Source organism: Muribaculum intestinale (assembly GCF_002201515.1).
GTDB lineage: Bacteria > Bacteroidota > Bacteroidia > Bacteroidales > Muribaculaceae > Muribaculum > Muribaculum intestinale.
The window spans coordinates 1540145-1553614 of record NZ_CP021421.1 but is presented as its reverse complement, the minus strand read 5'-3'; the positions used below and the strand labels follow the sequence as shown (position 1 = coordinate 1553614).

Genomic DNA, 13470 nt, shown 5'->3' with positions numbered 1-13470 from the left:
CCACCGACAAGATATGGCCAAACGATCCAGATACACAACCCCCGACTTCCCCGGTCTGTTTGACGACCAGGAGCGTACGCCATATACCCCACAGCCGGTGCAGACCGACATCGCCCGCCACTCCACCCTGCTCGAAGGCGGCCTCAACGCGTTTCCGCATCCGGTGGCGCCCGCATCGCCCCTCGGCCCGGTAGTCGCAAGCCCGGTGCCCAACCGCATACGCTTCATGTCGCTCGGCTCGGGCTCCTCGGGCAACTGCTGCTACATCGGCGACTCGCAGAGCGGATTTCTCGTCGACGCCGGTGTCGACGCGCCAACCGTGGTCGACACCCTGCGGCGCCACGGCATCAGCATGCAGCACGTGAAAGGGATATGCATAACCCACGACCACAGCGACCACATGCGCTGCGTCTACACCCTGCTGCGCAAACACCGGCACATGGCGCTGTACTGCACCCCGCGCGCACTGAGCGGCATCATGAGGCGCCACAGTGTGTCGCGACGTCTGAAGGACTACCATGTGGCAATATACAAGGAGATACCCTTCACGATAGGCAACTTCACCATAACGGCGTTCGAGACCATGCACGACGGCACCGACAACGCCGGCTTCTTTATCCGGCACGACGACCGCGCGTTTACCATAGCCACCGATCTGGGATGCATATCTCCGCGCGTCGACCACTATATGCGCCAGACCGACTATCTGGTCATCGAGTCGAACTACGACCTCGAGATGCTGCGCCACGGCTCATATCCCGAGTATCTCAAGGCACGCATACAGACCGACAACGGCCACATGGACAACCTCGTGACCGCGCACTATCTGGCCGAAATCTACACCCCGAGGCTCAAGAACGTATTCCTGTGCCATCTCTCGCAGGAGAACAACACCCCCGAGAAGGCCCTCGAAGAGTCGAGAAAGGCCCTCGAAGGGATAGGCCTCAAGGTGGGCGAAGGCAACGACACCCCGGCCGACTTCGCCGCCGACATACAATTGGTGGCCCTGCCGCGCACGGGCGAATCGAGGTTCTACTCATTCCGTCCCGACCGTACCCGGTAAGCCGACACCGGCCACTCCATACTGAAATTTCTTTTTTACTTATCTCATTTCTCCCATAAACTTACCAATCTCTATGAGCAATCCACATCGTTATTGCGTGATTATGTGCGGAGGCATAGGCTCCCGATTCTGGCCCTACAGCCGCGCCGACCGCCCCAAGCAGTTTATCGACTTCTTCGGCACCGGACGTTCGCTGCTCCAGATGTCGTACGACCGCATATTGCCGCTCGTCGACAAAGAGCATGTGATTATCGTGACCAACGACCACTACGCGCCGCTCGTGCGCGAGCAGTTGCCCGAACTCGCCGACCACCAGATACTCCTCGAACCCGCCCGCCGCAACACAGCACCCTGCATTGCCTGGGCGGCCCACCACATCCACGCGCTCGACCCCGAGGCGTCGATGATAGTCACCCCCAGCGACCACCTCATCACCCGCGAGCTTGAGTTCATCAACTCGATCGACCGCGGATTCTCATTCGTCGAAAACAACGACGCCCTGCTCACTCTCGGCATCAAGCCCACACGCCCCGAGACCGGCTACGGCTACATACAGGTAGGGAGCCCCGTGGAAGGCAACGACGGCATACTCAAGGTGAAGACATTCACCGAAAAGCCCGACCTCGACCTGGCCAAGGTGTTTGTCGAGAGCGGCGAGTTCTTCTGGAACTCCGGCATATTCCTGTGGTCGGCCAAGGCCATACTTGAGGCGCTCCACATGCACGCGCCCGACCTGACGGCCACCTTCGACCGCGGCCTAGGCGACTTCGCCACAGAACGCGAGCGCGAGTTTATCGAGCGCGAGTTCCCCTCGTGTGTCAACATATCGATTGACTACGCGGTGATGGAGCGCGCGGCAAACGTGTATGTCGAGTGTGTCGATTTCGGCTGGAACGACCTCGGCACATGGAGCTCGCTCTACGACAATTCGCCCAAAAACCGCGACCAGAACGTGACCCAGAACTGCCGCGTGCTGGCCTACAACTCGTCGGGCAACATCTTTGCCGTAAAGGGCGAGAAACTTGTGGTGGCCAACGGCCTTCACGACTATATCATAGCCGACGCCGGCGATGTGCTGCTCATATGCCCCAAGTCGGAGGAGCAGCATATCAAGCTCTACGTCAACGACGTGAAGCTCACCTACGGCGACAAGCACCTGTAATCCCCCCTCCCGGCTTCCACCGCGGGCGGCTCACAACTTAAACGTCCATTCGGGCGTTATAGGTAGAGTACAATCAAAATTCAAGACACCAATGAACGAAAATCATAAATCAGGCTTCGTCAATATCGTGGGCAACCCCAACGTAGGGAAGTCGACGCTGATGAACGACCTCGTGGGCGAGCGCATCTCGATCATCACCCAGAAGGCCCAGACCACACGCCACCGCATAATGGGTATCGTCAACACCGACGACTACCAGATAGTGTTCTCCGACACTCCCGGCGTGCTCAAGCCCAACTACAAGATGCAGGAGGCGATGCGCGAGTTCTCCGAGGGCGCGCTGACCGACGCCGACGTGCTCCTCTACGTCACCGACGTGGTCGAGGACCCTACCAAAAACGCCGACTTCCTCGCCAAGGTGGCCAAGGAGACCGTGCCGGTGCTGCTGGTCATCAACAAGGTCGACCTGCTCAAGGGGCAGGACGAGCTTGAGTCGACCGTGGCCCGCTGGAAGGAGCTGCTCCCCAACGCCGAAGTGTTCCCCACCTCGGCCAAGCTCCATTTCAACACCGACACACTCATGGCGCGTATCGTCGAGCTGCTCCCGGTGGCGCCGCCATATTTCGGCAAGGATGCGCTCACCGACAAGCCGGCGCGCTTCTTCGTGACGGAGATAATCCGCGAGAAGCTGCTGCTCAATCTCGACAAGGAGGTGCCCTATTCGGTCGAGGTGGTGGTGGAGAAGTTCGACGAGAAGGAGGACGGTATCCACATCATGGCCGTAATATACGTGGAGCGCGACTCGCAGAAGGGCATCATCATCGGCAAGGGTGGCACGATGCTCAAGAAGGTGGGCACGCAGGCCCGCAAGGATATCGAGACATTCTTCGGCAAGCACGTGTATCTCGAGTTGTTTGTGAAGGTCGAGAAGGATTGGCGCAACCGCGACAACAAGCTCCGCGCGTTCGGCTATATCGAATAGATAATCTTTTTACCCGGTCTAATCGGAATATACCATCAATACGAATGTCAGCCGTCCCCCCGTGGGGCGGCTGATTTTTTTCGTTTTGGGCGGGGACAAATGCGGGGATGGGTGGTGGGGGTTGGGAGGGACGATGGAGGATGGATGGTGTCGCCGGGCTACGCCGGGCATTCCGGGGGTGGGACTATACCTATGGTTGCGAACCGCTAAGCGCGGCTCTTACCATAGGCTAACGTTGTGGACGCCCCCAAGGGGGCTATGCGCTAACGCGGGGAGTTGCCGGCGCAGCCATACCAGGACGCCACCATCATGATTGCACTCAACAATGGGGATTATCGGAGATAGCTATCCGAATTGCGCCCAACAATGGATGGAGGGAGCGCCATGGCATGGCGATGGGAATAAGACAATAGAATGATGAATTGGGCGACAAGAGCATACGGATAAAAAATGCCTCCCGAGATTTGGATTGCGGGGCGGGCAAATCGGTAAAGATGATTGGATTGCCGGGCGGCTATACTACACGAAACGCGGATTGCGGGGGCGGCCCAACGCGTTAGCGCATAGCCCCCTTGGGGGCGCCCACAACGTTAGCCTATGGTAAGAGCCGCGCTTAGCGGTTCGCAGCCATAGGTCAAGGGATTTCATCTCGTGTGTGCTCGGCGTAGCCCGGCGACAATTCCAAATTGGGACAATGCTGTGCACGGGGGATTGGGGGGCGGGGCAAATGCGGGAATCAGGGGAGGGCGGCGCGGAGGGCCTCGGGGGTGAGGCGCTCGACGAAGAGGGCGGAGATGACGGGGAGGGGCGCGGAGGAACGGGTGACGTAGACGCGCGGGATGATGCGGTTGGCGAAGAGTCGGTAGACGGCATCGTCGGGTTGGGCGGAGTACGGGAGGGTGAGGCCGGCCTCCTGCCAATAGGCGGCGACTGAGGGTTGCGTCTCACCTCGGGATATGCATATGAAACGCACATCAAGGGCATCACCACGGGCCTTAGGGGAGGTGTAAACGGCATTGTCGGCAACCTCAACCCCATCGCGGGGAATGCATGACGTCGAGGCGGCGAGCTCTGAGGCTACAGACTGGATGACGGGGAGGGCGGCCCGGCAGTCGGGGCACGAGGTGTCGAAGAATACTATGACGCAGGGGTGGCGGCGCACTATGTCGTAGTCAAACTGCGAGCCGTCATCGAGCGTCACCGAGAACTGCGGCACGGCATCGCCGACTCCGACCGACACCACAGGCTCATCTTTCTCAGTGATGCAGCCGCCCGCCACAACAAGCAGCAGGAGTGACAACACAACCCTTACAACGACCGTCATAGCAGACATAAATCTTCGGTACCCTACTCTTCTACAAAACGCACCATACAAGCATCCTCTCCTCCGGCAAGATTGCTGACTCCAATCATATTTACATCAAATGTAAAATAATTCAAGTCCATTCCAGCAGCAACACCATCATTGGTGACATTAGTAACCTCGCCGGCCCAGTTCAGAGAATTGGAGTCCTGTTTTTTTGCATAATATATGGCTCCAGGACGATAATAGAGAGCGGAGAATAGCGGAGCACTCTTGTCAAATGTAGCACCTCGCGACTGATATCCCGTACAGCTATAACGTAATACGCCTTTCTTATCTGGCGATTCCGTCCAGGTATTATTCCATTTTGTATATACTCCCTGCTTACGATGGCCATATCCAGAACGTCCAATCGGGAAGAATATATTCTTTCCTGTATAGGAATCATCAGGTTTAGTAGCGTCCCAATAATACATGAATCCACCTCTCATACCCTTTTTCTTTCTGTCGGGATCATCACGATAATATCCATAGGCATCATTCACACTAAACTGTGTGGTTGTGGCGCCATCGGCATAAAGCACACCAAATCCGAAATTAATATTAGGAGTGGTATAAAGCTGCTCGTAATGTCGCATTGTAGCCATTGATTTCCATCCATCATCGTCGGGGAAACCGTTACTATCCATATTTATATCGGTCCATAGGGTACGTGTCCCAGCCTTAGAGCCATCGTCATTGGTAAGGTAATAGCTTCCGGATGATGCATAATCATTGGCATCATAGAATACAGTTGGCGCCCTGTAATCACCAATTCCATCATACTTACCACTGCCATCCTTATCACCATAGCAATTATTGAATGGATGAATCGGTTGAGTGCTCTTGCCGTATTTAAACAATGAGCCCTCGTCGCGCGGATCGTCGGTATCCATAGTCTTTGACAATCTATTGAAAGTGCGCCATTTCACAGGGGGGGCTGTATTTTCCTGATGGTCATAATCTTTTGCCTTTTCAGATATGGCCTGCGGCTCATATCCCTGGCGCACAAATATGAGGTGGGTACATGTATAGCTGTTGTAGAGCACACGCACCACGGCATTGCGCACAGTCTTATCGTCAGAGGTGTTCAGTTTGTTGAAGCGGATAGTAAATTCGATAGAAGAGCCGGTAGAGCCGGTGACCACCTGCTTTCCGTCGAGAGTGATAAAATTTTTATCACCGAGTATCTCGGCCATCCAGGGGCCATCGGACTTGAAGTCGCGGAATGAGGTAGCCAACTCGCCGGGGAGTTCCAGCAGATGCACTCTAAAGTCCTGATTGTTGCCCGACCGGCGATATACACCCTTGGGATTCACAATACGACGCACCTGCTCTACTTCAATCTCTTTTGGAGTAGCCGGCTCGGGGGTATCCTCGCTGCCAATCTTTCTCACATAAGGCGTTACCTCTATCTTGGCCGTACGGGTATAGCCGACGTAAGGATTATTCCCACTATAACCGGACTGCTTGATCAAGACCTTGGCCCTGGTAAATAACGGAATCTCCATAGAGACACTATTGCCTCTCCGCTGATAACTATACTGCTCAAAACCGGTATTCTCCGGGTCGGTACGCCCATCTACATAGTATTTGCGCCTGGATCTATCCAACCTATTCTTTTCCGGAACGCTTTCAGCCCCTGTAAAATAGGCCTGATTCAAGTCCTTCATATTATCAGCTGCATAATCGACCTTCCAATCATCGGAAGCACCACACATCTGAGGCGTAACCACCACAGCGGTTGTCTTTCTCAATGATAGAAAGCCATTTCCGAGACTTTTGTTTTCCGTAGCGTTAATAGCTCCGTCGTTGTCGGGAGGGAGGGAGATACCGGGGTCTTCGTCGGGTTCCCACGGATTCTTTATAATCTCGGCGTCGAAGTACACGACCTCGTAGCCATCCTTGGGAGTGTATTTGAAGGGGATATTTGACTGATGGTTGTAGAGGTAGGATACATACCACGGGTTAGGCACATCCCACGAATCGGGCTCCTCGCGATAGTCGATATGCCAGGAGTAGTCGTTGGCATTGCCGTTGAATTTCAGCGTCACCTTGTAGTGGTAGTTGCGCTCGGCATCGCAGTTTTTCACGGCGTCCTTGCCGAGCATGAAGCGGTATTTGATCGGGCCGTTGCTCACATTGCCCGAGGCTTCAGACTCGTAGAATCCCGTCACTTCGATATATGTGCCGTAGGGCACGCTCTCTTTCACGACATCCTTGTTGGCCACGCCGCCGTTGATGAGGTCGAGTATGGGGCCTTTGCCGTTGGGAGCGTCGCCCTGCATGTTTTCGTAGAAGAATAGCGACTGCGCATCGTTGGCATGCAGATTGCGCTTCTCCATCACATCGGCTTCAGGATCGACATAGATGAAAGGCGAACCTTTGGAGATACGCGGCCAGTCCTTGTGGGAGGCATCGTCGGCCGAGGCGGCGCTGTTGTACATGTTGTAGAACTTGATCTCATGCGGTCCGTCGTGGAGCATGGCGGCCTTGTCGCCCGAGGCGGCATCCTCGTCGCTCCCTACGGTGTTGTTGTAGTTCTTGTAGTGCTCTTGGGCATCGAGGCGTCTCTTGCCGAATCCGAGGGTGCACGACGAGGCAACGTCGTATATCTTCACGTCCTTGATATATATCTTCACGTTCTCGCGCAGGTCGGTGCCGTCGAAATCGACAGTCACCTTCGAGGCGATACGCCGCATCCACGCGCGCAGAGTCATCCCGTCGCGGTCGACTACCACGGTAAGGAAATTGTCGGTAGCGCCGGGGCTGTGTGTGTCCTTGCTCTTGTCGGCAAAGTATCCGCACATGGCGCGGTTGTTGGCATAGTTGGTGGAGTCCCATGCACGACGCAACAAGCGCAGACGGTCGAGCGTAGAATACTCCTCGGCATCCATAGCATCGAGCACCTGCTTGGTGCTTTTAGCTACGGTAATCTTCCCGTCGGCATCCTTGGCATACTCGCCCATATTGGCCACGGCCACGATATAGTATTCGCCGTAGAATAGCTTGACGGTCTTTTTGAGACACTTTGTCATGATTTCGGCGGTGGCGCCGTTGCTTGCATCGGAAGGGCCGCGGGTCTCGTCGGCCTCGGTGTAGTCGGTCAGTTCCATCGGGAATCCGTCGAGGATTTTGCCGTTGATATCGTAGGCCAACAGCACTACATCGGACACATCGCCCATCACATCGCCTTTAGGAGCGTCGTAGGCACGGCTCCCCACGGCGCTCTCGGAGAACGGCACGAAAGCGGCCTCGATATTTATGACAGCCTCGCCGTGGGGCATGACTCCCTGCCGGAACACGAGGTCGTCGTCGACACACGAGGTGACACCCACGGAAACCAGTACCGTGAGCATGAACATGTATATTGATAAGCAGTATTGTTTCATCTGATGGATAGCTGATTGGTAAGTATCGTATGCCGCCGGCATGCTGACGCACCCCGGGAATTAGCGTATGCTGTTTCTTTCCTCTTCAGGAATCTCAACCTCAACCTTGTTGCCGGTCTCCGTGCCGGAGATATCATATTCGATAAAGATATACCTGGTGCCGTCGGCCGACGTGGCGCGGACGTAGAATATGCCCGTAGACTCGTCCCACGACTCGACGGGATAGAGCTTGCCGTCGACATCCTTGAAGCAGAGACCCTTCTCCTCGTCATAAATCACAGAGGAGTGGTTGTGGTTGTGCTGACGGCGTATATCGCCGTCCATATCCTTGTGGCACACCTCCTGGTGGGAACCTGTGTAGGCTATGACCTTGCGTGTCGAGCAGTCCTGGCTGTTGTCGTCCTTCGGTGCGAAGTTGGTGAGCACCCTGTCGCCGTCGCGGTCCTTAAGCCAGATTTCTGAACCGGCCATGGTGCCGTCGGTGCCGCGGTGTATGGCGTAGTAGTCGCCCATCTCGCGCTCAAACTTCAGCTCCACCCCGTCGGGGTCTTTGGGAAGCTCCTTGCCGTACTCCGACCTAAAGGCATTGAAAGTCTCGGGGAATACCCACTCGCCTGACTCCTCGTCAAACACCATGTAGACCATCAGGTCGCCCATGTCGTCGGCAAGGAGGCCAAGACCGGGCTCTACCTTACACTCGGCATAGGGCTGCACGTCAAGCTCTACCGTTACATCGTGCTCGCGGCGGCTGAGTGAGTATATGTACCAGTTGTTGCGGCAGATGTCGAACGGAGCGTTCTTTGCCGGAGTGGCGAGCTGGCCATAGTTCTTGAAATCGAGCATGAAGCTGCTCTTGTCGGCATAGGTGACTTTGATTCGGGCTTTGGTGGCGGAGGCCGATGTGTTGTCGTACTCGGGGACGTAGATTATCCAGGAGCCTTTGCCGGAGTTGCCTTTGGAGTATTTGAAGAACGGGATGTCGGTGCTCACGCCGGGGGCGGCTGCTCCGGGGGTGTCGCAGGTGTCGCCGGGGAGACTCACGTGGTCGACATAGTCGGTGGCGTGGGAGCCGGTGACGTAGTCGCCCTTGCCGTACACTCGCGAGGGGAGACACTTGAAGAGGGTGTTGCATCGGGTGAGGCTCACCGACTCGATGGCGCGCTTGGTGTCGGGGGCGTCGTATACCTCGATTTTGGCGAATGCGCGCAGCAGGTGGAGGGTCTCGCCGAGGTCGGTAAGGCCGTTGGCCATGAGGTCGATGTCTGAGTATCCGTGTACGCCGAAGAGGGGCACGCGGGTGTCGCGGGTGAGCTCGGGGCCTACAGCCCCGTCGGGGAATTCGCGTGTGGAGCCTGCGGCGGCATACAGCTCGTCGAGAGTGGCGCCGGCGGAGAGCACGGGGTAGTCGGCCCACTGCCCTGAGGCGAGTGTCCATGCATGCCAGTTGGCGAGCATGACGAGGCGGAACGAGGCCTTGGCGGTAGCCTTGTCAAACAACAGCATAGGGTCGTCGACACGGAAGCGGCACATGTAGCGCTTGGCCGACTCGGCGGTGCCACCGTCGGCGGGCACAAGACCTGTAATCTCGGCGCGCGCTATGAGGCGGGGTGCAGAGGCCGAGGCATCGCCGGCGCTGAAGATATAGAGAGCGAAGTCGCCGGCGCTGATGTCGATGAAGTTCTCATATCCCGCTCCGGGGTCGTAGTCGCCGTCGGAGGGTGTGGCGCGTCCGGCAGGCATGTCGCCATAGGAACGCTCCGCGCCGTTGTCGCCGAGCGAGATGAGCATGCCGAACTCGACGGGCCCTTCGGGACACACCGGGAGCACGGGCGCAGGCGCACTGTCCGGGCCGGCGAGCGGATCGGACGAGCATGCTGCGGCGAGCAGCAGCATCAGTATAGGCAATATGACTTTATATATGCGGTACATTAAGATATGGCCGGGTTATTGTGGGGGAGGGTCAGAGTTCTTCGTTCTGATGGCGCTTTGACCATGAGAGCACGTTGACCACGATGTCGCAGTAGGCCCACGACTCGCCTTTGAGGAAGAGGTTGAGATGGTAGTCGTACTCGCGGTCGAGATACTCCTGTGGCGAGTAGCCGTAGAGCTCGTAGGCGGCGCGTCCTTCGGCGAGCATGTAGGGGAGGTTGATGCGTGCCACTACCTTGCCCGAGTTGAGGTTGCGCACCTGTAGCATGGCCGAGCGGGCGGCATCGTCGTTGTACATCAGTCGGTTGAACATGAGATTGTAGTGGGCGGTGCGCTGGTAGCGCAGTCCGTCGGGTGCGTCGTCATCGGCCTGGGATGTGGCGCGCGGCACGGTGGGGTCTACAATCACGCCGCCGTCGGTGAATCGCGAGGTCCATGCGGCATAGGGAGTATACCTCAGGGAGTCGGACGGGGCGAGGGCGTTGTCGTGGAGCAGGGTCGCGTTGTCGTCGACAATCGTCACCTCATAGTCGTGGTGGAACACATCGTCGGGGAAGTCGAGATGGCGCATAGTGATGTTGAGGTGCTTGGTGTCGCGCACGAGCGATATGGTGGCGTATGTGGCCATGTTGTCGGTGACGGTCACATACTGTTCGTCGAGGGGGTATACCGAGTAGGGGCGCGATGTGCGCTGCATCGGCATGGGGGCCACACCGTCGGTGGGGGCGTGGCTCTGCACCTTCAGGGTGTGCCAGAGGGTGTCGAGCGGCAGACTCTTGTGGTCGACGAGGTGCTGCTCGGTGCCGGGTATCACGCCTGGGTCGTGGTCGAGGGTGATGCGCATCGCCTCGCCGTGGGTCACGTCAGCCTCGTGGCGGTAGCGGGCACCGTCGGCAGCGGCGGCGGCGTCCCAGTCGCGCTGCATGGCCACAGCCTGCAGGCGGTAGCGTCCGGGCCTGAGCTCGGAGGGGTCGAGATGGAGTGCGTAGCCGTAGTCGGCAAGGGGGGCCGATGCGGCGGTGTTTGACACGGAGCGCTCGGCTACCTTGTGACCCTGCTCATCGTACACGTAGAGCCTTACGTGACCGACGTGGTCCTTAAACATGTCGGCGCGCGCGGTATTGTAATCGTAGACAAAGCGGACGTAGAGCCCTGTGGGGCAATAGTCGACAGAGTCCTGGATCATTGTGCATGATGCTACAAGCATGGCTGCGGCCATGGAGCAGGCGGCGATTATATATTTAGATAAGCGGGGCATCTTGTTTTGTCGGTTATTATGGGGCGGAGAGAGAATGGGGCAGGAAAGAGGGTTGATGGTGGTTGAGGAGCGGGAGGGAGGGGAGTGTATAATGAAAAATGGGGATGAAAAAATAATCGCGGGCCGGGAGGTGGAGCGCCTTGCAGGCGACGGCCCTGAGCCGTGCCCGCGATTATGGTAAAGAGAATGTGTGTCGGAGAATACTCCTTTCCTTAGATATAGATTAGAGATCTACATTCTGTACGCGCTTAGCCCAAGAGAGGATGTTGACCTTGAAGGCAATCCACTGCTCTACGTTGTCGTCGGGAGTGCTATCGGAGTCAACCTCGAGGCCACCGATAGAGGGCTTGCCGAGCTTGTTGAAGCCGGTGACATTAAGGTCGTACCAGTTGTTGCGGACCATACCGTAGCGGCCGAGCCACATGTTTTCGGCGTTGCCCGACTTTGTTCCGGTATATCCGTCATAATCATAGGATGATGCGCCTACCTTGTCGGCATCCCAGGGAGCGAGGTCAGTGGCATCGGTTGTGCTGGCGCCGGCGAAATGCTTGAAGCGTACGGGATAGTAGCTTACACCATTCTCATACTCGGCGATTGTGTATGCCTTGTTGACATCCGCAATAAGATTGGCGCCGGCTTCGCCTTCGAATACGGGCTTTTTACCCTGAACATAGCCTTCGTCAGAGGGATCCTTGCCGTTGTGGAGCTTTTCGAATTCGGTGGCGATGAATTCAATGTTGCTTACAGCATACAGACCCTTGTCGTTGCGGGTGAATGTGATGGTCATGTATTTGGTATAGTTCTCGTTGGTAATGCTTACCGACTGGCCTGTACCTTCAATAGCTTTCTTGACAGCAGCGGCAACACGCGAATCCTGAAGGATATAGCTTACAGGATATGTGATGACTTCATTCTTATTGGTATAGATGATGTCCTGGCGGTCGTTGATGGTATAGAATGTGGCGGCAGCGTCAGCACCTTCTACCTTGAACTGTACCTTTACGATAGCCTGGGTGGTGTACTGATGAAGCTGATGCTCTACATTAAATGTATTCTCGTAGCAATAGAGGGGATTTCCGCTACCGGCCTTTACAAAGTCAGTAGTAGTCTTGTCTTCCTTATAGGTAAGGTCGCCCTCGGTATAGGTGTCATAATTGGGGTCAATACACCAGTATGTACGGTAAAGGTCGACCTCGGGCTGAATCTGGGTAGTACCCATCTTCTGGTTGCCGACCATACGGAAAGGCTTGTTGGGGCTCTGGTAGCCGATATAGTCGAGTTCGCCCATATTGCGCACGATATACGACTTTGTGTTGGTGGCATTGAGAGTCCACTCGATATTATCGGCTGTGAAGTGCACAGCATTTTCGCCTGTGCCTACGTTCAGTCCGTTGTTGGCAGTGACCGAAAGGGTGGCCTTGGCCACGGCGCGTTCAACGAAGAATGAGCCGGCAGGAGCGTTCTCAGCTTCAAGACGTGTGCGCTTGATGCCGTCGGTGATGTCGACGAGTGTGGTCACATTGGAAGCCTCGGGCTCGGGCTTGGTCTTGTCATCCACGCTGCTCAGAGGAGCGTTGGTCATGAAGAAGTTGGTGGCGCCTGTGCCTGAACCGGTATAGAACGAACAGTCGCTGATTTTATTCACAAGGTCGGAAAATTTGCCGGAGAATGCAGTAGAACTTCCGTCAGCGGCTTTAAGCTGGAGGGTATTGTCTTCGCCGATACCTGCTACGTTGCGGAAGTTGACCATCACAAGGCCATAGAGTTTCTCGCCGGTCTGGGCAGGGTTGGTGACCTGTACAGCAACGAGGTTGGAGGTTGTGATGTTGTCAGACTGGTCGGGCTTGGAAATCCAGTAGCTCTCGAGGTTGAGGTCGTAGGCCGCTTTGAATACGGCTTCGCCCTCTTTGTCGGTAGGAGCTGCTGCGGTAAAGAGGAGGAGGGCACCATTGCTCACGCGGTACTCGTTGGGTGTACCGTCGTCGAAATTGTCGTTGGTGGCACGGGGAGCTGCCGAAACGACATTGGTCGGGAGGTTGATTTGCACAGCCACGTAGCCGTCGCCGATGTTTTCACCGGGATTGCCGATTCCGTTGTCGGGACCTTCGCCGAGAGGATCCTTGTCGGAACAAGCTGCGAGGAGGGCAACCGCCATCGTCGCAGAAATAAACCTGTTAAATGTCATATGTTTAAGAAATTATGTGATTGATTGTTTGATAAATTTCATATGCGGAGAGCATGCCTGATACCATCGTAGGGATGGCATCGAACGACCGGCAACTGTGTATATATGATTGGATTTTAAAGCCTCTGTATGGCGGGGGATGATTATGATTGGTGGA

8 protein-coding genes are annotated in these 13470 nt (G+C 56.3%); 3 read left to right on the top strand and 5 right to left on the bottom strand.

Annotation, left to right across the window (positions count from 1 at the left end; genetic code table 11):
- The first annotated feature begins 13 nt into the window (after positions 1-13).
- The 3 genes from ADH68_RS06375 (at position 14) to era (ending at position 3207) form a co-directional block, all read left to right on the top strand.
- A complete protein-coding gene (locus ADH68_RS06375; protein ID WP_084274114.1) occupies positions 14-1063 on the top strand; it encodes an MBL fold metallo-hydrolase in 1050 nt (349 codons plus the stop codon).
- Positions 1064-1136: 73 nt separating this feature from the next.
- Positions 1137-2225, top strand: coding sequence for a mannose-1-phosphate guanylyltransferase (locus ADH68_RS06370; RefSeq protein WP_068961533.1), 1089 nt, complete (start codon positions 1137-1139; stop codon positions 2223-2225).
- A gap of 91 nt (positions 2226-2316) precedes the next feature.
- Positions 2317-3207: a GTPase Era gene (era, locus tag ADH68_RS06365; RefSeq protein ID WP_068961534.1), complete on the top strand. Its 891-nt coding sequence runs from the start codon at positions 2317-2319 to the stop codon at positions 3205-3207.
- Positions 3208-3943: 736 nt separating this feature from the next.
- Here the strand turns inward: era and ADH68_RS06360 are convergent.
- From ADH68_RS06360 to ADH68_RS06340, 5 genes are all read right to left on the bottom strand, one after another.
- Positions 3944-4531, bottom strand: coding sequence for a TlpA family protein disulfide reductase (locus ADH68_RS06360; protein ID WP_068961535.1), 588 nt, complete (start codon positions 4529-4531; stop codon positions 3944-3946).
- A 23-nt stretch (positions 4532-4554) separates the two neighbouring features.
- A complete protein-coding gene (locus ADH68_RS06355; RefSeq protein WP_133165726.1) occupies positions 4555-7908 on the bottom strand; it encodes a hypothetical protein in 3354 nt (1117 codons plus the stop codon).
- A gap of 93 nt (positions 7909-8001) precedes the next feature.
- Positions 8002-9870: a hypothetical protein gene (locus ADH68_RS06350; protein ID WP_068961537.1), complete on the bottom strand. Its 1869-nt coding sequence runs from the start codon at positions 9868-9870 to the stop codon at positions 8002-8004.
- Positions 9871-9901: 31 nt separating this feature from the next.
- Complete coding sequence (locus ADH68_RS06345) at positions 9902-11128, bottom strand: FimB/Mfa2 family fimbrial subunit (RefSeq protein WP_084274116.1); 1227 nt, start codon at positions 11126-11128, stop codon at positions 9902-9904.
- 223 nt (positions 11129-11351) lie between these two features.
- Positions 11352-13313 carry a fimbria major subunit gene (locus ADH68_RS06340; RefSeq protein ID WP_084274117.1) on the bottom strand — a complete coding sequence of 654 codons (1962 nt, stop codon included), beginning with the start codon at positions 13311-13313 and terminating at the stop codon, positions 11352-11354.
- Between the last annotated feature and the right edge of the window lie 157 nt (positions 13314-13470).